This window comes from Streptomyces sp. NPDC087901, assembly GCF_044742205.1.
GTDB lineage: Bacteria > Actinomycetota > Actinomycetes > Streptomycetales > Streptomycetaceae > Streptomyces.
In genome coordinates, this window is record NZ_JBIUUC010000001.1 from 1,228,988 (window position 1) to 1,247,225 (window position 18,238).

Here is an 18,238-nt window from a genome sequence, read left to right on the forward strand (position 1 = left end):
CCGTATGAGCGCGGAGGCTCGCCGATGGGCTCACTCCGATGAGCGAGAGGGCTCACTCCTGAGGCCTCCGATGAGCGCCCCGGCCCACTCCTGAGACCTCCGGCGAGTGCGCCCGGGCACATCTGTGCGAGAGGTGCGCGCGCCGGTGCGCACCGGCGTCCCGCGGAAAGGTGCGAGAGGGTTCGTGCATGTGCTGCGGCAACGTCCCGCGCCACATCAACACGACCCCACCCCCGCGAAGGGCGCCCTGTCCCCAACGTCTACAGTGGTCTGGTTCGCGCAAGTCTTTACTGGGTCTTCACGCCCGGAGCTTGCTGGGATTTCTCTGTCAGGGGTGTGCGTGACGGCCGTCGAGTCCCGACCCGCAGGGGTCGCCTTGACTCCGAGCCCAGGGGGCCATCGCCCATTCGGGGCCCGTGTCAAGGCATTCGTGGCACTGACCAAGCCTCGGATCATCGAGCTGTTGCTGATCACCACTGTTCCGGTGATGTTCCTGGCCGCTCAGGGTGTACCCGACCTGTGGCTCGTGCTCACTACCACCATCGGCGGATATCTGTCCGCCGGCGGTGCCAATGCACTGAATATGTACATCGATCGCGACATCGACGCGTTGATGGACCGTACGTCGCAGCGCCCGCTGGTCACCGGCATGGTGAGCCCGCGCGAGTGCCTGGCCTTCGGTATCGCCCTCGCGGTGATCTCGACGGTCTGGTTCGGCCTGCTGGTGAACTGGCTGTCGGCAGCCCTGTCGCTCGGTGCCCTGCTCTTCTACGTCGTCGTGTACACGATGATCCTGAAGCGCCGTACCTCGCAGAACATCGTCTGGGGCGGCATCGCGGGCTGCATGCCGGTGCTCATCGGCTGGTCGGCCGTGACGAACTCGATGTCCTGGGCCGCGGTGATCCTCTTCGCCGTCATCTTCTTCTGGACGCCGCCGCACTACTGGCCGCTCTCCATGAAGGTGAAGGACGACTACGCGCGGGTCGGCGTTCCCATGCTTCCGGTCATTGCCTCCAACCGGGTGGTGGCCCGCCAGATCGTCCTCTACAGCTGGGTGATGGTGGCCGTCTCGCTGCTGCTGACCCCGCTGGGCTACACCGGCTGGTTCTACACGGCCGTGGCGCTGCTGACCGGCGGCTTCTGGCTCTGGGAGGCGCACGGGCTGCTGAACCGGGCCAAGGCCGGCGCGACCGGCGGGAAGCTCAAGGAGATGCGGCTGTTCCACTGGTCGATCACCTATGTGTCGCTGCTGTTCGTGGCGGTGGCGGTGGACCCCTTCCTGAGGTAGCACCTCTCGCGGCCTGCCGACGGGCGGGGAGCGTGGCACAGGCCACGCTCCCCGCCCGTCGCACGTTGGTCTACCCATCGGTAGCATCCTGTGCATGGCAGAGACGGCTGAGACCCAGCAGGTGGACGGCAAGCAGGCGGCGCGCGCGGAGCGCAGGGCGGCCAGGCTGGCCAAGCAGATCGGCGCCTTCGCGAAGGCGCACGGCGGTGCCGAGGGGCAGCTGGCCTACATCGGGCAGATGGGCACCCGCATCGTTCTCGTCGGCGAGGACGGCGGCTGGGGCGATCTCGTCGCCCCCTCGTACGCGGTCGCCGAGAGCGCCGCACAGAAGTCCGGGATCACGATGCACGAGTCCTTCGACGGCGAGTTCGCGGCGAAGGTCCAGACGGGCCCGTACGAGTGGACCCGCATGGCCGGCATCCAGATCGGCGGCCGGGCCGGCAAGGCCTGAGGAACGGCCCGCAACACGAACAGGGGCTCCCCCGCAGGACGGCGTGCAAGCCGTGCGGGGGAGCCCCTGACGTGTGACGAGGAGGTGCGGGCGCTCAGCCCGCCACAGCGGGCTCAGGCTGCTCGGCCGCCGGGCCGGACAGCGGGGCCACGGCCACCGGCCGCTCGCGCAGCGACAGCAGGACGCGGACCACACCGATCCAGACCAGGCACGAGCCCAGCATGTGTACCCCGACCAGGATCTCGGGGGTGTCGTTGAAGTACTGCACGTACCCGACCAGCCCCTGCGCCATCAGGATCACGAACAGGTCCCGGGCGCGGTGCAGCGGGCCCACGGGCGCGTCGACGGCCTTCAGGACGAACCAGAGCGCGACGGTCAGCGCCACCACGACCCAGGCCAGGTCGGCGTGCAGCTGGCTGATCATCTTCCAGTCGATCGGGATGCGGTGGACGTCGCTGGAGTCACCGGCGTGCCGCCCGGCCCCCGTGACCACCGTGCCGACCGCGATCAGCAGCCCCGCCGCGACCGCCAGCAGCCAGGTGAGCTGCGAGACGGCCTTGCCCACCAGGGGGCGCGGCGCCGTGTCGCCCTCCCCGGCCCGCTGCCAGGTCACCAGGGCGATCGTGAGCAGTGCGGTGGAGAGCAGGAAGTGTGCCGCGACGGTGTACGGGTTCAGGCCGACCAGCACCACGATGCCGCCGAGCACGGCGTTGCCCATGACCACCCAGAACTGCGTCCAGCCGAGCCGGGTCAGACTGCGGCGCCAGGGCTTGGCGGACCGGGCGGCGATGATCGCCCACCCGACAGCCGCGCACAGGACATAGGTGAGCATCCGGTTGCCGAACTCGATCGCGCCGTGGAAGCCCATCGCGCCGGTCGCCGTCAGGCTGTCGTCGGTGCACTTGGGCCAGGTCGGGCAGCCGAGGCCGGAACCGGTCAGCCGTACGGCACCGCCGGTGACGACGATGACGACGGTCATGACGACGGCCGACATGGCCGCACGGCGGACCGTCCGGGGGGACGGCGTCCAGCGTTCGGCGATGTAAAGGAGCGGGTTCCGTACGGCTTGAGCGACATCGGCTCGGGTCAGCTTGGGCACGCGCACCATCGTAGGCGGCCGCTTGTGCAAGCTTTCACGAGGGGGACCAGTTGCCCGAAACGGCAACGCAACGCATCCGGGGGCTCACTCCCAGCGGAAGAACCTCGCCGCCGCGCCCAGCCCCAGCACCGTCCACACCGCCAGGATTCCCAGGTCGCCCCACGGCATCGCCGCACCGTGCTGGAGGACGTCCCGCAGCCCGTCGGAGAGGGCCGCGATCGGCAGCAGCGCCAGTACGGACTGCACCGCGTCCGGGAACTTCTCCAGCGGCACGATGACCCCGCCGCCGACCAGCAGCAGCAGGAAGACCAGATTGGCGGCGGCCAGCGTCGCCTCCGCCTTCAGCGTCCCGGCCATCAGCAGACCGAGCCCGGAGAAGGCGGCGGTCCCCAGTACCAGGAGCAGCAGTACGGCGAACGGATTGCCGTGCGGCGACCAGCCCAGCGCGAAGGCGATCACCGTCAGCAGGACGACCTGGAGCACCTCGGTGACCAGGACCGCAAGCGTCTTGGCGGTCATCAGCGCCCATCGGGGGAGCGGCGAGGCGGCGAGCCGCTTGAGCACGCCGTAGCGCCGCTCGAATCCGGTGGCGATGGCCTGGCCGGTGAAGGCCGTGGACATCACGGCGAGGGCGAGGATGCCGGGGGTCAGGAAGTCGACCGACTCGCCCGAGCCGGTGTCCACGACGTCGACCGCACTGAACAGCACGAGCAGCAGCGCCGGGATGATCACCGTCAGCAGCAGCTGCTCGCCGTTGCGCAGCAGCATCCGGGTCTCCAGCGCGGTCTGCGCGGCGATCATGCGCGGCAGCGGGGCGGCGCCCGGCCGGGGGACGTACGTACCGGCGCTCATGCGCGCAGCTCCTTGCCGGTCAGTTCGAGGAAGACGTCCTCCAGGGTGTGGCGCTCGACGGAGATGCCGGAGGGCATCACGCCGTGCTGGGCGCACCAGGAGGTGACGGTGGCCAGCAGCTGCGGGTCGACGTCGCCGGTGATGCGGTACGCGCCGGTGGCGAGCTCGGCCGCCTCCGTGCCGTCGGGCAGTGCCTTCAGCAGGGAGCCGAGGTCGAGGCCGGGGCGGCTGGTGAAGCGCAGGGTGTTCTCGGCGCCGCCGCGGCAGAGAGCCTCGGGGCTGCCCTGGGTGAGGAGCCGGCCGACGTCGATGATGGCGACGTCGTCGGCGAGCTCCTCGGCCTCGTCCATGAAGTGGGTGGTGAGGACGACGGAGACTCCGTCGGCGCGCATTTCGCGTACGAGTTCCCAGGTGGAGCGGCGGGCCTGCGGGTCGAGGCCAGCGGTCGGCTCGTCCAGGAAGACCAGCTCCGGGCGGCCTACGACGGCCATTGCCAGGGCGAGCCGCTGCTGCTGGCCGCCGGAGAGCCGGCGGTAGGTGGTGCGGCCGCAGCTGCCCAGGCCCAGACGTTCGATGAGGGCGTCCACATCAAGGGGGTGGGCGTGCAGTTTCGCCATGTGGCGGAGCATCTCGTCGGCGCGCGCGCCGGAGTAGACGCCGCCGGACTGGAGCATCACGCCGATGCGGGGGCGCAGGCGCGCCGCGTCGGCGACCGGGTCGAGGCCGAGGACCCGGACCGTCCCGCCATCCGGACGGCGGTATCCCTCGCAGGTCTCGATCGTGGTGGTCTTGCCCGCACCGTTGGGGCCGAGGATCGCGGTGACCGCGCCGGCCCGGACATCCAGGTCGAGGCCGTCCACCGCGGCTTTGCTGCCGTACCGCTTCACCAGGCCGCGGACCTGGACAGCCGGGCCGGAGGGGGGTGGGGCGGGCTCGCTCTTCATGGGCGGTAAGTCTAGGCAGCCGCCTGCCGGGGCCCGGTCCGGGGGCTTGATTAGGTAACCCTAAGTGACGGATTCCACCCTTGATCGTTCCGGGTCGTGGTTGTCAGAGTCGAGGGAATTACGCAACAATGGCGTTGTGAAATACGTTGGCGAGGCTCCGCAGGAGGAACTCGCGACCGGCGAGCGCTCGACGCGCAACCGGGTCGCGCGCTCCATCCTGGACCACGGCCCGTCCACCGTCGCCGATCTGGCGAAGCGCCTGGGGCTCACTCAGGCCGCCGTCCGCCGGCATCTCGACGCCCTCGTCTCCGACGTCGTCGTCGAGGCCCGCGAGCAGCGGGTGTACGGGGCGCGGACCCGCGGCCGCCCGGCCAAGGTGTTCGCCCTCACCGACTGCGGCCGGGACGCCTTCGACCAGTCGTACGACCAGCTCGCCGCGGACGCCCTGCGCTGGATCGCCGAGACCTCGGGCGACGAAGCGGTCATGGTTTTCGCCCGGGCCAGGATCGCCGGCCAGTCGGCGGCCTACCGCGCGGCCATCGAGGCCGCGGATCCCGAATCCCGTACGGAGGCGCTGGCCAAGGCCTTGTCCGCCGACGGGTACGCTGCTACGGCGCGCAGCGCGCCGGGCCCGCAACAGGGTGAGCAGCTGTGTCAGCACCACTGCCCGGTCGCGCATGTCGCCGAGCAGTACCCGCAGCTGTGCGAGGCGGAGACGGAGATCTTCTCCAGCCTCCTGGGGACCCATGTGCAGCGTCTGGCCACCATCGCCCACGGCGACGGGGTGTGTACGACGTACATTCCGCGCAGCGGCCACCCCACCCCACAGACCACCGATTCCGCATCTGCAAGCACGGCCGGGAGGAACCCCGCATGACGCTCCCTACGGAGACTGCCCACCCTGAGCTCGATGGCCTGGGCACGTACGAATTCGGCTGGGCCGACTCCGACGCGGCAGGCGCAGCGGCCAAGCGCGGCCTCTCCGAGGCTGTCGTCCGCGATATCTCGGAGAAGAAGAACGAGCCCGAGTGGATGCTGAAGCTGAGGCTCAAGGGCCTCAAGCTCTTCGGCAAGAAGCCCATGCCGAACTGGGGCTCGGACCTGTCGGGCATCGACTTCGACAACATCAAGTACTTCGTGCGTTCCACGGAGAAGCAGGCGGAGTCCTGGGAGGACCTGCCCGAGGACATCAAGAACACGTACGACAAGCTCGGCATCCCGGAGGCGGAGAAGCAGCGCCTCGTCGCCGGTGTCGCCGCGCAGTACGAGTCCGAGGTCGTCTACCACCAGATCAACGAGGAGCTGGAGGCGCAGGGTGTCATCTTCATGGACACCGACACCGCGCTGAAGGAGCACCCGGAGCTCTTCAAGGAGTACTTCGGCACCATCATCCCCGTCGGTGACAACAAGTTCGCCTCGCTGAACTCGGCCGTGTGGTCCGGTGGCTCGTTCATCTACGTGCCGAAGGGCGTGCACGTGGAGATCCCGCTCCAGGCCTACTTCCGTATCAACACGGAGAACATGGGTCAGTTCGAGCGGACGCTGATCATCGTCGACGAGGACGCCTACGTCCACTACGTCGAGGGCTGTACCGCACCGATCTACTCCTCGGACTCGCTGCACTCCGCGGTCGTCGAGATCATCGTGAAGAAGGGCGGCCGCTGCCGCTACACGACGATCCAGAACTGGTCGAACAACGTCTACAACCTGGTGACCAAGCGCGCTGTCGCCTACGAGGGCGCGACCATGGAGTGGGTCGACGGCAACATCGGCTCCAAGGTCACCATGAAGTACCCGGCCGTCTACCTGATGGGCGAGCACGCCAAGGGCGAGACCCTGTCCATCGCCTTCGCGGGCGAGGGCCAGCACCAGGACGCCGGCGCCAAGATGGTCCACATGGCCCCGAACACCTCGTCGAACATCGTCTCCAAGTCGGTGGCACGAGGCGGCGGCCGCACCTCCTACCGCGGTCTGATCGAGATCGGCGAGGGCGCGCCCGGTTCGAAGTCCAACGTGCTGTGTGACGCGCTGCTGGTCGACACCATCTCGCGCTCCGACACCTACCCGTACGTCGATGTCCGCGAGGACGACGTGTCGATGGGTCACGAGGCGACCGTCTCCAAGGTCTCCGAGGACCAGCTCTTCTACCTGATGAGCCGCGGCATGACCGAGTTCGAGGCGATGGCGATGATCGTGCGTGGCTTCGTCGAGCCGATCGCGAAGGAGCTCCCCATGGAGTACGCCCTCGAGCTCAACCGGCTGATCGAGCTCCAGATGGAGGGTTCGGTCGGCTAGTACGCCGACGACCGAATCCCCCTGACATCTGTCCGACTGAGAAAGCGAGCACTACGACAGCCATGGCTGAGGCTCAGAACATCCCGGCGGGATCCACCACTGCCGGCTCCATCGCGGTGGCCGCCGAGTCGACCGTCGCCACGCGCATGAGCGCGCCCCCGTCCTTCGACGTCGCGGACTTCCCCGTCCCGCACGGCCGCGAGGAGGAGTGGCGGTTCACGCCGCTGGAGCGGCTGCGCGGCCTGCACGACGGCACGGCCGTCTCCACCGGCAGCGGTGTGAAGGTCGCCATCGAGGCCCCCGCGGGTGTCACGGTCGAGACCGTCGGCCGTGACGACGCCCGCCTCGGCAAGGCCGGTACGCCGGTGGACCGGGTTGCCGCGCAGGCGTACTCGTCCTTCGAGCAGGCCTCCGTCGTCACCGTCGGCAAGGAAGCCGTGCTCACCGAGCCGATCCGGATCGCCGTGCACGGTGAGGGCGGTGTGGCCTACGGCCACCAGGTCATCGAGCTGGGCGCCTTCGCCGAGGCCGTCGTCGTCATCGACCACACCGGTGACGCGGTGCTCGCCGCCAACGTCGACTACGTCCTGGGCGACGGTGCGAAGCTGACCGTCGTCTCCGTCCAGGACTGGGACGAGCAGGCCGTCCACGTCGGCCAGCACAACGCGCTGGTCGGCCGTGACGCCTCGTTCAAGTCCATCGTCGTCACCTTCGGCGGCGACGTGGTCCGGCTCCACCCGCGGGTCGCCTACGCGGGCCCCGGCGGCGAGGCGGAGCTCTTCGGTCTGTACTTCACCGACAAGGGCCAGCACCAGGAGCACCGCCTCCTGGTCGACCACAACGCCCCGCACTGCAAGTCCAACGTGGCTTACAAGGGCGCGCTGCAGGGCGACGGCGCCCACGCCGTATGGATCGGCGACGTCCTGATCCAGGCACGTGCCGAGGGCACCGACACCTACGAGATGAACCGCAACCTGGTCCTCACCGACGGTGCGCGGGTCGACTCGGTGCCGAACCTGGAGATCGAGACCGGCGAGATCGTCGGCGCCGGCCACGCCTCCGCGACCGGCCGCTTCGACGACGAGCAGCTCTTCTACCTCCAGTCGCGCGGCATCCCGGCCGAGGAGGCCCGCCGCCTCGTCGTGCGCGGCTTCTTCGCCGAGCTGGTCCAGCAGATCGGCCTGCCCGACGTCGAGGCCCGTCTCCTCGACAAGATCGAGACCGAGCTGAAGGCGTCGGTCTGATGACCTTCGTCAAGGCGTGCGCGCTGAGCGAGCTGGAGGACGACACCCCGAAGCGGGTGGAGCTCGACGGCACGCCGGTGTCCGTCGTTCGCACCGAAGGCGAGGTGTTCGCGATCAACGACATCTGCTCGCACGCGAACGTCTCCCTGTCCGAGGGCGAGGTCGAGGACTGCATGATCGAGTGCTGGCTGCACGGATCGAGCTTCGACCTCCGCACCGGCAAGCCGTCCGGCCTTCCCGCGACGCGCCCCGTCCCCGTATACCCCGTCAAGATCGAAGGGGACGATGTGCTCGTCTCCGTCACCCAGGAGTCCTGAGTCACCCATGGCAACGCTTGAAATCCGCGACCTGCACGTCACCGTCGAGGCCGACAACGCCACGAAGGAGATCCTCAAGGGCGTCGACCTGACCGTGAAGCAGGGCGAGACCCACGCCATCATGGGCCCCAACGGGTCCGGCAAGTCCACCCTCGCGTACTCCCTCGCAGGCCACCCCAAGTACACGATCACCGCCGGCACGGTGACCCTGGACGGCGAGAACGTCCTGGACATGACCGTCGACGAGCGCGCCCGTGCCGGCCTGTTCCTCGCCATGCAGTACCCGGTCGAGATCCCCGGTGTCTCGGTCTCCAACTTCCTGCGTACCTCCGCCACCGCCGTCCGCGGCGAGGCACCCAAGCTGCGTACCTGGGTGAAGGAGGTCAAGGAGACGATGGCCGGTCTCCAGATGGACCCGGCGTTCGCCGAGCGCAACGTCAACGAGGGCTTCTCCGGCGGTGAGAAGAAGCGGCACGAGATCCTTCAGCTGGAGCTCCTCAAGCCGAAGATCGCGATCCTCGACGAGACCGACTCCGGCCTGGACGTCGACGCGCTGAAGACCGTCTCCGAAGGAGTCAACCGGGTCCGCGAGTCCGGCGAGGTCGGCACCCTGCTGATCACGCACTACACGCGGATCCTCCGCTACATCAAGCCCGACTTCGTGCACGTCTTCGCCAACGGCCGCATCGCCGAGTCCGGCGGTGCCGAGCTCGCCGACAAGCTGGAGGACGAGGGCTACGAGGCCTACACGAAGGGTGGCGCTTCCGCGTGACTGACGCCCGACAGGGGCTCTCCGGCCTCCTCGACACCGAGGCGATCCGCAAGGACTTCCCGATCCTGGACCGCACGGTCCACGACGGCAAGAAGATCGTGTACCTGGACAGCGCGGCGACCTCGCAGAAGCCGCGCCAGGTGCTCGATGCAGTCAACGAGTACTACGAGCGGCACAACGCCAATGTGCACCGCGGCGTGTACACGATCGCGGAGGAGGCCACGGCGCTGTACGAAGGCGCCCGTGACAAGGTCGCCGCGTTCATCAACGCGCCCAGCCGCAACGAGGTGATCTTCACCAAGAACGCCTCGGAGTCGCTCAACCTCGTGGCGAACATGCTTGGCTGGGCCGACGAGCCCTACCGGGTCGATCACGAGACCGAGATCGTCACCACGGAGATGGAGCACCACTCCAACATCGTGCCGTGGCAGCTGCTCTCGCAGCGCACGGGCGCGAAGCTGAAGTGGTTCGGCATCACCGATGACGGCCGGCTCGACCTGTCCAACATCGACGAGATCATCACCGAGAAGACGAAGATCGTCTCCTTCACGCTGGTCTCGAACATCCTGGGCACGATCAACCCGGTCGAGCAGATCGTCCGGCGCGCCCAGGAAGTCGGCGCACTGGTCTGCATCGACGCCTCGCAGGCCGCCCCGCACATGGTGCTCGACGTGCAGGCGCTCCAGGCCGACTTCGTGGCCTTCACCGGTCACAAGATGGTCGGCCCGACCGGCATCGGCGTGCTCTGGGGACGGCAGGAACTCCTGGAGGACCTGCCGCCGTTCCTCGGCGGCGGCGAGATGATCGAGACCGTGTCGATGCACTCGTCGACCTACGCCCCCGCGCCGCACAAGTTCGAGGCCGGTACGCCCCCGATCGCCCAGGCCGTGGGCCTCGGCGCGGCCGTGGACTACCTCTCGGCGATCGGCATGGAGAACATCCACCGCCATGAGCAGGCCATCACCGAGTACGCGGTGAAGCGTCTGCTGGAGGTGCCTGACCTCAGGATCATCGGCCCCGCCACCGCTGAGGACCGCGGCGCCACGATCTCATTCACGCTCGGCGACATCCACCCGCACGACGTGGGTCAGGTTCTCGACGAGCTGGGCATCGCGGTCCGGGTCGGACACCACTGCGCACGACCGGTCTGCCTGCGGTACGGAATTCCTGCGACGACGCGAGCGTCGTTCTATCTGTACTCCACGCCCGCCGAGGTCGACGCCCTGGTGGACGGTCTGGAACACGTCCGGAACTTTTTCGGTTAGACAGCGGCTGAGGGTTGACTGGTGAAGCTTGATTCCATGTACCAGGAAGTGATCCTGGACCACTACAAGCACCCCCACGGGCGCGGCCTGCGGGACGGCGACGCCGAGGTGCACCACGTCAATCCGACGTGCGGTGACGAGATCACGTTGCGGGTGCGGTACGACGGCGAGACCATCGCCGATGTGAGCTACGAGGGCCAGGGCTGCTCCATCAGCCAGGCCAGCGCTTCCGTGCTGAACGAGCTGCTGGTCGGCAAGGAGCTGGGCGAGGCGCAGAAGATCCAGGCCGCGTTCCTGGAGCTGATGCAGTCCAAGGGACAGCTGGAGCCGGACGATGCGATGGAGGAGGTGCTGGAGGACGCGGTCGCGTTCGCCGGTGTCTCCAAGTACCCGGCCCGGGTCAAATGCGCGCTGCTGAGCTGGATGGCGTGGAAGGACGCGACGGCGAAGGCGCTGTCCGAAGGGAAGACGGCATGAGCGACAACGAGACTCTCACCACGAAGCCGGCCTCCGAGGAGGAGGTCCGCGAGGCGCTGTACGACGTCGTCGACCCCGAGCTGGGCATCGACGTCGTCAACCTGGGGCTGATCTACGGCATCCACGTCGACGACGCCAACATCGCGACCCTCGACATGACCCTGACGTCCGCGGCCTGCCCGCTGACCGATGTCATCGAGGACCAGGCGAAGTCCGCCACGGACGGCATCGTCAACGAGCTCCGGATCAACTGGGTCTGGATGCCGCCGTGGGGCCCGGACAAGATCACGGACGACGGCCGCGAGCAGCTGCGCGCGCTGGGCTTCAACGTCTGAGTCCCACCCCGTACGACCTGAACGGCCCCCGGTGCGAGCCTGCCGGGGGCCGTTCGACGTTGTTCGTCCGCCGTACTCCTGGCGTGCGCCGCCCGTTGGCACGGGAACCGGAACCTACTCCTCGACACCACGCCGACGAGAGGCACACCGTGCTGCATCAGCTTGTCCTCCCTCACCGCCGGACCGTCGCCGCCGCAGGGGGTGCGCTGGCGCTGGCAGCCCTCGGTCTTTCCGCGCCCGCGCATGCGGCGAGCTACGGGACGCCGACGATCACGCTGTCGTCCGGCTACCTCTCCGGCGCCGTCGGCGCGAGCGCCGACCCGGTGGTGACGGTCACCGTCGGGCAGAGCGGTGCGGATGTGTCGGCGCTCGGCGTGGCGGCGTCGGCCAGCTCCAAGTCGTCCGTCGCCGCGACCGGCGATGTGACGGTGACCGGCACGGGCACCACCCGGCAGCTCCGGGTCGCCGCGCATGCCCGTGGCTACACCGACCTCACGATCAAGGTCACCGGCCTCGGCGGGAAGACCGCCACCAAGTCCCTGCACTTCGCGGCCTCCGCCGCCGTGCAGAACGCGGCCGACACCCGCTACCTCACCGGCTCCTCGGACGCCTCGGCTGCCGTCGACGTCGGCGGCGGGTACCTGGTGGTGGCGGACGACGAGTCCAACACCCTTCGCCTCTACGACAGTTCGATCTCAGGTGCCCCCGTGCGGACCTGGGACGTCGCCTCGAAGCTGGGCGTCTCCAAGGAGATCGACATCGAGGGCGCGGCCCGGGTCGGGAACACGATCTACTGGACCGGCTCCCTGGGCAACAACAAGGACGGCGAGTACAAGGCGGACCGCAACACCGTCTTCACGACCACGGTGAACGGCTCCGGCTCCGCTACCCAGCTGACCGTCGGAGGCTCGTACAAGAAGCTCAGGGACGATCTCGTCGCCTGGGACAAGGCCAACGGCAACCGGTACGGATTCGCTGCGGGGACGGCGGAGGGCGAAGCCCCCAAGCAGATCGACGGGTTCAACATCGAGGGCCTGGAGTTCGCCCCCGGCTCCACGACCACCGCCTACCTCGGCTTCCGCGCCCCGCTCGTCCCGCCGAAGGAGGGCGGCAAGGCGCTGATCGTTCCCGTCACCAACTTCGACAAGGTGGCCGGCTCAGGGGCGAAGGCGACGATCGGCACCCCGATCGAGCTGGATCTCGGCGGGCTCAGCATCCGCGACATCCGCAAGAACTCGGCCGACCAGTACCTGATCGTGGCCGGTTCCTGGGCGGCGGACGACAACTCCGACCCGTACGCCCTCTACTCCTGGGACGGTATCGCGGGACACGCACCGCAGAAGCGGCTCGACCTGCCGACCGCCGACCCGGGCGGCTGGGAGGCCGTCGTCGCCGTCCCCGACCTGAACACGCCCGGCGCACGCGCCCAGTTGCTCACGGACGCGGGCTCGGCCGACCTGTACGGAGACGGCACGGAGGCCAAGGACCTCGACCACGACGAGTGGAAGAAGTCCCGCGCCACCTGGTTCACCGTCAACGCCTGAACCGGAGCGGCGAGCCCCACGGCTCGCCCTCCGCACGGCCGTTTCGTCCTCCGCCATCGGCGCGGCCCGACCGCACGCGCCGCCCGGCGCTCTTCACCAGGGCGAGGGAACGATCGTGAACGCGACGGACTACGACCTGCGCCGGGCCCGGGACATCCTGTATGCGCTGGTCTGTGACATCGAGGTGCCGAGGACCAACTGAGCCGGAGCGTGAGGGCGATGGCCGGACCGAGGACGTCGACGGCCGGTCCGCGACTCCAAGGGCCCGGCCTGCCCGGTTCTGAACGCGGTCCACGCAATCCTTGACGATCTTCCAGCCGTCTTTCGGGAGATCGGCCAGCAGGCGGTCCACCCTTTGCACACACTGGCAGGTCACCCCAAGTGCACACCGTGCGCGTGTTAACGGTCCCCGGCGCGAGCCTGCCGGGGGCCCGATCGAGTTTTGGCCACGCTTGCCGGCGGGCTATCCCTCCGATGCAGTCGGGGTGGCCGGCGACCGGTAACAACGCGATTCGACGGTGAGCTCCAGCATGGGCGGGGAGTTTTCGGCTTTGACCTCCTTGTGCAACCTCACGTCGATTGCTAGTTCCCGCCCCTCGGACTCCGCGATGATCTGTGGACTTTTGCCCTGGCTCCTGTCCGGACCGTCCTTGACGATCTTCCAGCCGTCTTTCGGGAGCCCCACCCGCAGGCGATTCATGGCCTTTTGCATATCGGTAAAGGGGGCCTTGTAAATGCTCCAGGGGTGACGTGCGCGGTAGACCTCTGCGGAGTCGTAGCCCGAGCAGGGCATCGTCATGGCCCCCGGCTCCGTGACCGTGCCCTTGATGTCGATCAGCTCGAGAATCTGGCTGGATGCCCTCTCGGCATCCGCTTTCACGGTGTCCTTGTCCCGTGTCTCCACCGCATCCTCCTTTCCTGAACACGCCACCGCCAGCGCGCATATCGCGATAATGAACCCCAGTTGATGAACTCGCCTATTCAAGTTCCACCTTGCCATATTTGCCGGCGATGACGGCCGCCTGATTGCGCAGGCTTAGGGAGTCTTCATCGTAGAATTCGGTGTGTCCGCCGGCGTCGCTTGCCATGATCTTCCCGCCGAAGGATTCGTCGGTGGGAATGTTCCCGTTGTCACCGAGCCCCAGCACTCGGCCCCCCTGGCGGACCAGTTGGTCGTCCCAGGAGTCGGAGCCCATGGCCCAGACGTGGTCGGCTCCGGCGCCCAGGTCCGCCGCGTGATCGGCCTGGACACCGGGACTGCCCGCGAAGACGTAGTCGTCGGTGGTCTTGGCGTCGTCCCAGCTTCCCGACTGCGCCGAGACGCCGACGACCGTGCTGCCGTAACTGTGCCCGAGGACAGTCGTGTGTGAGCGAGTGCCGTCGTCCGCCTGCTGCGCGACTCTGTTCCCCTCCAGGAAATCGTGGAGCCGCGGGCCCCCCTCTTCCGCGTGCTCCCCGCGCGTCGCCTGGGGAACGACGTTGTCCGGCGCGTTGTAGTCGAGCCACAGGATGGTGGAGAGACGATGTTGCCGGTCCGGCCTTGAGCTGCTCCCACTCGTCCCGTGTCGTCACTGCGTCCTCCCCGTGTCCCCTTATCCCTTGGGCCCGGTGCCGAACCGGGATGCCCGTTGGGCCCAACAGGCGCCAGCATTCCCGGATGGACGAGCGCAATCAAACACGCGTGCTGGATTGCGCCAGCCGGGCCGGTCAAACTGCTCGACCTGCCCTCAACGGCTGATCCTGCCGGGCGGGTTGAGTGATTCCACCCCCGCGCGCGGCCGCGCCTGCCAGACGGGCCGGCGGGTATGGCCGATTCGGCGGGCGCCACGGGATCGGCCGGGGACCCGTTACGGTGACGGGCATGTCTGACACCGACTTCTGGACCTTGCCTCCCGACCGCGAAACCCGGGGCAGTGGCAGCCGTTACGAACTGACCGTCCTTCAGCCTCCGTTCAGAGGGGCGGTCGGCGAGCTCCCGCCCAACGACGTGGAGAGGGCGGTGGAGTTCGCCCGCTCCCTGGAAGCGATCGACGAGGTGATCGAAGACCTCGGCCCCCGTAAACGGAGCGACATACTCACGGTTGCCACGAGGGCCGATCTGGACATCGTCCAGGTGGGGGTGTGGGGAAACGTCATGTCGGTCTCCGATCCGGCGTTCGCGGACGACGGCAACGACATGCCGCTGCTCGCGGAGGCCACTCGGCTGCGTGAGCGCTTCCCCGACGCGCGGATCGTGGGCAGGGTGGAGGTGCACTGCGGTGCCGAGCACACCGAGGACCTCGTGTGGCTGCCGGACGGCACCATGTTCCATGCCTGTGGCTGGCCCGGCGACGAACCGTTCGTCGTGACCGGCGATCCGCAGGGGGTCATGTCCGCCCTCGGGATCACTACTGAAGGCCTCGAAGACCTCGATGCGTACGTGGACCTGGACGACGACCCGAACCAGAACGACTGGGGCGCCCTCGCCACGGCATGCCTCGGGGAGGCGGACCCGTGGGGGCGGGCCGATCTGGACGCCTCCTCGCTGAGGGTGCGGCACAGTGAGCACGCGACGAGCCACATGGAGAGTCTGCACTTCACGGACTGAGCACACATCAACTCCCTTTGTGAGCACCTTGGGTGGATCGGGGACACGCCCTTAACCACTTTTTACGTGACGACGGGCCGGTCTAGGGTGAATGGGCGGCGCGTACACGTCACGGGGGCCTCACGCGCCGCCCCTATCCCCTCAAGGCCCCACGTGAGGGATGTTCACTCTTGAACAGAGCACTGCGCATATCCGAGCGGTGGCGTACGGCCGGCCGCGTCCTCGCCGCGTTAGGGATCGCCTCGGCGATCACCGTGACCGGACTTCCCGGCATCGAGACCGACACCGCCTCCGCAGCGCCACGCGCTGTCTCGGCCAGGATCAAGCCCGGCGCTCAGCGCTGCGACAAGAAGAACCTGGGACGCACGGAACAGAGCACGCCGACCAACTCGGGATTCCCCAACGACCCCACCGGTTCGAACTTCTCCGCCTGGCAGGGCAACCCGAAGAACTTCAACTACGACCTGCCCGGCAAGGCGTACGACGGGGTGAAGGCGCCGACTGCCGCCAACAAGACCAAGGCCCTGTCCAAGGTCCCGGGCGACACGGAGAAGAACTACAAGGCGTGGCAGAAGGCCGCGGACAAGTCCGGTGACCCGGAGGACCGCAGGTTCGAGATCTACGCCCGGTACTTCAACAACAACGAGGGCCTGAGTTTCGACCACTGGTTCGAGCACCGGTACATCCGCAACCAGGTCAACAACCACAAGGGCTCGTCGTTCGAAAGCCAGCTCGTCCGTGACTTCCGTCTGGTCGGGCCGGACTGGCTGTGCGAGGTCACCGTCGAACTCATCGATGCACAGGGCAATGTGGTCGACACGCGCCGGTACGACGCCTACAACCAGCGCACCAAGGAGTTCAACGAGTTCAAGTCGAACTCGGAACTGACGAACAAGCAGCTCGCGAAGGACCGGAAGGTCGCCCGGCTCATGCCGGACCACAAGTTCCGGGTCACCGGCGCGAAGGCGTTCACCGACACCCAGCGCAAGAAGATCGACAACTTCAACAAGTACGTCAACCGGCTGCGGCCGGGCCAGACGAACCAGGTCCGCGGCAATCAGCGGATCTACAATCCCGTCCCGCGGACCAAACCCATCAGGGGCTACTCCGACTACCAGAGGTGGTTTGCCCCGGGCTGCCAGGGTGGCCAGGGCCGGATGCAACTGGCCGCCGCCTCCAACTGCGGAACCCGCGGCTCGCTGAACGACCGCATCAATGGTTCCGGCAAGACGCTGGAGGAGGCCAAGAGGATCCAGGCCGACGCACGCCGGTTCGACTCCCGGGGCACCCTCCCGCGCGGTGGCCCGGGCGGCGTCGACTTCACCACCCTCGAACTCCGCTACGTCGGTGGCCTGGGCAAGGGCAAGGGCATGCAGTACTCCATGCGTGCCGACCAGATGCCCAACCCGGACGAGAACCCCGGTTTCGGTGGCGAGGCGCGCATGCAACTCTCCTCCGACGCCCTGTTCACCTGGCTCGCACTGACCCCGGAGAAGTTCTGGGTCAACCTCAACCCGGACGAGCCCGACCGGGTCATGGACGCCACGTTCGGTAAGACCGACGCGGGCCGCGTCCTGCTCGAATCGGACCTGGAGATGAAGCACGACTTCTCCGAGGCCCTCAACCCCGACAAGCACGCCGGCGCCAGGCGGTACTGGGACACCGCACCCCGCCAGAACGGCATGCCCTGCTTCCCGGGCGTGCGCATGTGGATCGAGCCCAAGCCCGCCCAGGTCCGCGAGCAGGACGGCGGAATCTACATCCTCGACGCACCCCTGAAGGTGTCCAGCCAGTGGCTGGACGTCGAGTGGCAGGCGCCCGGCTCCACCGAGTGCACCGGCCTGACCGACACGCAGAAGCACGCCATCGAGGCGAGCATCCGCACGAACGTGATGCCGGTGGTGGAGGAGCGGGTCAACACCGACCCCGACTACGCCGACCTGCGCGCCGTCTACACCGCTCGTGTCGCCGCCGAGTACATCCGCCAGCAGGACGCGAAGACGCCGAGCGATTTCCACAAGATCATCAACTCGAACGACGTCTCCGCGTGGCCGCTGCGCGCCCCCAACGAGAAGTGGACCCGCGAGAGCGTCCACGGGCGTTACATGGACTCCATCAAAAAGGGCATCGAGTGGTTCGAGCTGGAGTACGGCGGCAAGGTCTACAACCAGGGCGTCGGCGGCGTGGACTTCTCCAAGCAGCCCAAGCAGAACATCTCTCGCACCCGGTTCAACGTCGAACACCGCACCCTGGACACCACCACCAAGACGTCCCTCCAGTCCGATGACGTCTCGTACCGGGACACCGACACCCTCTTCCTGGGCGGCGGCAAGGTGACGGCAGGCGAAGGCGAGGACCCCAAGCCCACTCCCAAGCCCACTCCCAAGCCCACGCCCACTCCCACGAAGCCTGGTCCCGAGCCGACCGAACCGGGTGGCAATCCGTCGGCCTCGGCCCCGGCCCCGACGGGCGGGAACACCCAGCCTCCGGCGAACATGCCGGACCCGGACGGCGGCCTCGCCGACACCGGCTCCGACACCCCGGTCGGGCTGATCTCCGGCATCGCCGCAGCGGTCGTCGTCGCAGGCGCGGCGCTGGTGTGGTGGATGCGACGCAGGCGTCAGGACGTCACCGGCTGACTGACCAGCGGTGATTCGCACGCTTGACACGGAATGAGCCTCACCCCCCGAAAGGCGCGGGGGTGAGGCTTATCTCGGTCCGAATGCAGTTGGCTTCCGGCTTCGGACGACCGGCTTCGGACGACCAAC

General features: G+C 68.1%; 18 protein-coding genes and 1 pseudogene. 13 read left to right on the forward strand and 6 right to left on the reverse strand.

Going from position 1 to position 18,238, the window contains the following annotated elements:
* Positions 1 to 334: 334 nt before the first annotated feature.
* Entirely contained in the window at positions 335 to 1,288 is a 954-nt protein-coding gene (locus ACIOEW_RS05425; RefSeq protein ID WP_401961421.1) for a heme o synthase, read from the forward strand.
* A gap of 94 nt (positions 1,289 to 1,382) precedes the next feature.
* Positions 1,383 to 1,739, forward strand: coding sequence for a hypothetical protein (locus ACIOEW_RS05430; RefSeq protein WP_362546747.1), 357 nt, complete (start codon positions 1,383 to 1,385; stop codon positions 1,737 to 1,739).
* 94 nt (positions 1,740 to 1,833) lie between these two features.
* Here ACIOEW_RS05430 and ACIOEW_RS05435 read toward each other — a convergent pair whose 3' ends face one another.
* From ACIOEW_RS05435 to ACIOEW_RS05445, 3 genes are all read right to left on the reverse strand, one after another.
* Positions 1,834 to 2,847, reverse strand: coding sequence for a heme A synthase (locus ACIOEW_RS05435; protein ID WP_401961423.1), 1,014 nt, complete (start codon positions 2,845 to 2,847; stop codon positions 1,834 to 1,836).
* Positions 2,848 to 2,922: 75 nt separating this feature from the next.
* On the reverse strand, positions 2,923 to 3,690 hold the full coding sequence (locus tag ACIOEW_RS05440) for an ABC transporter permease (RefSeq protein ID WP_362546753.1): 768 nt from the start codon (positions 3,688 to 3,690) through the stop codon (positions 2,923 to 2,925).
* The gene (locus ACIOEW_RS05445; protein ID WP_401961425.1) at positions 3,687 to 4,634 is read right to left on the reverse strand and encodes an ABC transporter ATP-binding protein; all 948 of its coding nucleotides are present in this window, start codon (positions 4,632 to 4,634) and stop codon (positions 3,687 to 3,689) included. The genes ACIOEW_RS05440 and ACIOEW_RS05445 overlap by 4 nt, the downstream gene beginning before the upstream one ends.
* Positions 4,635 to 4,770: 136 nt before the next feature.
* Between ACIOEW_RS05445 and ACIOEW_RS05450 the strand changes: the two genes are divergently transcribed.
* The 9 genes from ACIOEW_RS05450 to ACIOEW_RS05490 all read left to right on the forward strand — a co-directional run bounded on the left by ACIOEW_RS05450 (position 4,771) and on the right by ACIOEW_RS05490 (position 12,883).
* Positions 4,771 to 5,511, forward strand: a complete 741-nt coding sequence (locus ACIOEW_RS05450; protein WP_362546759.1) for a metalloregulator ArsR/SmtB family transcription factor — start codon at positions 4,771 to 4,773, stop codon at positions 5,509 to 5,511.
* On the forward strand, positions 5,508 to 6,929 hold the full coding sequence (sufB, locus tag ACIOEW_RS05455) for a Fe-S cluster assembly protein SufB (RefSeq protein WP_326735542.1): 1,422 nt from the start codon (positions 5,508 to 5,510) through the stop codon (positions 6,927 to 6,929). The genes ACIOEW_RS05450 and sufB overlap by 4 nt, the downstream gene beginning before the upstream one ends.
* A gap of 62 nt (positions 6,930 to 6,991) precedes the next feature.
* The gene (sufD, locus tag ACIOEW_RS05460; RefSeq protein ID WP_362546762.1) at positions 6,992 to 8,173 is read left to right on the forward strand and encodes a Fe-S cluster assembly protein SufD; all 1,182 of its coding nucleotides are present in this window, start codon (positions 6,992 to 6,994) and stop codon (positions 8,171 to 8,173) included.
* Entirely contained in the window at positions 8,173 to 8,490 is a 318-nt protein-coding gene (locus ACIOEW_RS05465; RefSeq protein WP_136328637.1) for a bifunctional 3-phenylpropionate/cinnamic acid dioxygenase ferredoxin subunit, read from the forward strand. The genes sufD and ACIOEW_RS05465 overlap by 1 nt, the downstream gene beginning before the upstream one ends.
* A gap of 7 nt (positions 8,491 to 8,497) precedes the next feature.
* On the forward strand, positions 8,498 to 9,262 hold the full coding sequence (gene sufC, locus ACIOEW_RS05470; protein ID WP_362546765.1) for a Fe-S cluster assembly ATPase SufC: 765 nt from the start codon (positions 8,498 to 8,500) through the stop codon (positions 9,260 to 9,262).
* Complete coding sequence (locus ACIOEW_RS05475) at positions 9,259 to 10,527, forward strand: cysteine desulfurase (RefSeq protein ID WP_350988841.1); 1,269 nt, start codon at positions 9,259 to 9,261, stop codon at positions 10,525 to 10,527. Before sufC ends, ACIOEW_RS05475 begins: the two co-directional genes overlap by 4 nt.
* Positions 10,528 to 10,548: 21 nt before the next feature.
* Positions 10,549 to 11,004 carry a Fe-S cluster assembly sulfur transfer protein SufU gene (gene sufU / locus ACIOEW_RS05480; protein ID WP_024492621.1) on the forward strand — a complete coding sequence of 152 codons (456 nt, stop codon included), beginning with the start codon at positions 10,549 to 10,551 and terminating at the stop codon, positions 11,002 to 11,004.
* A complete protein-coding gene (locus ACIOEW_RS05485) occupies positions 11,001 to 11,339 on the forward strand; it encodes a metal-sulfur cluster assembly factor (protein ID WP_056783575.1) in 339 nt (112 codons plus the stop codon). The genes sufU and ACIOEW_RS05485 overlap by 4 nt, the downstream gene beginning before the upstream one ends.
* Before the next feature lie 149 nt (positions 11,340 to 11,488).
* Positions 11,489 to 12,883 (forward strand): DUF3616 domain-containing protein, encoded by a 1,395-nt coding sequence (locus tag ACIOEW_RS05490; RefSeq protein ID WP_401961428.1) that lies wholly within the window; start codon positions 11,489 to 11,491, stop codon positions 12,881 to 12,883.
* Positions 12,884 to 13,346: 463 nt separating this feature from the next.
* Here ACIOEW_RS05490 and ACIOEW_RS05495 read toward each other — a convergent pair whose 3' ends face one another.
* The 3 genes and pseudogenes from ACIOEW_RS05495 to ACIOEW_RS05505 all read right to left on the reverse strand — a co-directional run.
* Positions 13,347 to 13,787: a hypothetical protein gene (locus ACIOEW_RS05495; protein ID WP_401961430.1), complete on the reverse strand. Its 441-nt coding sequence runs from the start codon at positions 13,785 to 13,787 to the stop codon at positions 13,347 to 13,349.
* A 73-nt stretch (positions 13,788 to 13,860) separates the two neighbouring features.
* On the reverse strand, positions 13,861 to 14,079 hold the full coding sequence (locus ACIOEW_RS05500) for a hypothetical protein (RefSeq protein WP_401961432.1): 219 nt from the start codon (positions 14,077 to 14,079) through the stop codon (positions 13,861 to 13,863).
* Between the two features lie 6 nt (positions 14,080 to 14,085).
* Positions 14,086 to 14,400: pseudogene (locus ACIOEW_RS05505) on the reverse strand (alpha/beta hydrolase); the annotation flags it as partial.
* 344 nt (positions 14,401 to 14,744) lie between these two features.
* On the opposite strand from ACIOEW_RS05505, the gene ACIOEW_RS05510 reads away from it, so the two are divergent.
* Both ACIOEW_RS05510 and ACIOEW_RS05515 read left to right on the forward strand, forming a co-directional pair.
* The gene (locus ACIOEW_RS05510) at positions 14,745 to 15,470 is read left to right on the forward strand and encodes a DUF6333 family protein (RefSeq protein ID WP_401961434.1); all 726 of its coding nucleotides are present in this window, start codon (positions 14,745 to 14,747) and stop codon (positions 15,468 to 15,470) included.
* Between the two features lie 170 nt (positions 15,471 to 15,640).
* The gene (locus ACIOEW_RS05515; protein ID WP_401961436.1) at positions 15,641 to 18,109 is read left to right on the forward strand and encodes a hypothetical protein; all 2,469 of its coding nucleotides are present in this window, start codon (positions 15,641 to 15,643) and stop codon (positions 18,107 to 18,109) included.
* Positions 18,110 to 18,238 lie beyond the last annotated feature (129 nt).

Excerpts from the sequence above, each read along its gene's own strand:
- ACIOEW_RS05465 (WP_136328637.1), top strand. The coding sequence starts at position 8,173 with ATGACCTTCGTCAAGGCGTGCGCGCTGAGCGAGCTGGAGGACGACACC.
- ACIOEW_RS05445 (WP_401961425.1), bottom strand. The coding sequence starts at position 4,634 with ATGAAGAGCGAGCCCGCCCCACCCCCCTCCGGCCCGGCTGTCCAGGTC.
- sufB (WP_326735542.1), top strand. The coding sequence starts at position 5,508 with ATGACGCTCCCTACGGAGACTGCCCACCCTGAGCTCGATGGCCTGGGC.
- ACIOEW_RS05430 (WP_362546747.1), top strand. The coding sequence starts at position 1,383 with ATGGCAGAGACGGCTGAGACCCAGCAGGTGGACGGCAAGCAGGCGGCG.
- sufC (WP_362546765.1), top strand. The coding sequence starts at position 8,498 with ATGGCAACGCTTGAAATCCGCGACCTGCACGTCACCGTCGAGGCCGAC.
- sufD (WP_362546762.1), top strand. The coding sequence starts at position 6,992 with ATGGCTGAGGCTCAGAACATCCCGGCGGGATCCACCACTGCCGGCTCC.
- ACIOEW_RS05510 (WP_401961434.1), top strand. The coding sequence starts at position 14,745 with ATGTCTGACACCGACTTCTGGACCTTGCCTCCCGACCGCGAAACCCGG.
- ACIOEW_RS05500 (WP_401961432.1), bottom strand. The coding sequence starts at position 14,079 with ATGGGCTCCGACTCCTGGGACGACCAACTGGTCCGCCAGGGGGGCCGA.
- ACIOEW_RS05435 (WP_401961423.1), bottom strand. The coding sequence starts at position 2,847 with ATGGTGCGCGTGCCCAAGCTGACCCGAGCCGATGTCGCTCAAGCCGTA.
- ACIOEW_RS05440 (WP_362546753.1), bottom strand. The coding sequence starts at position 3,690 with ATGAGCGCCGGTACGTACGTCCCCCGGCCGGGCGCCGCCCCGCTGCCG.
- ACIOEW_RS05485 (WP_056783575.1), top strand. The coding sequence starts at position 11,001 with ATGAGCGACAACGAGACTCTCACCACGAAGCCGGCCTCCGAGGAGGAG.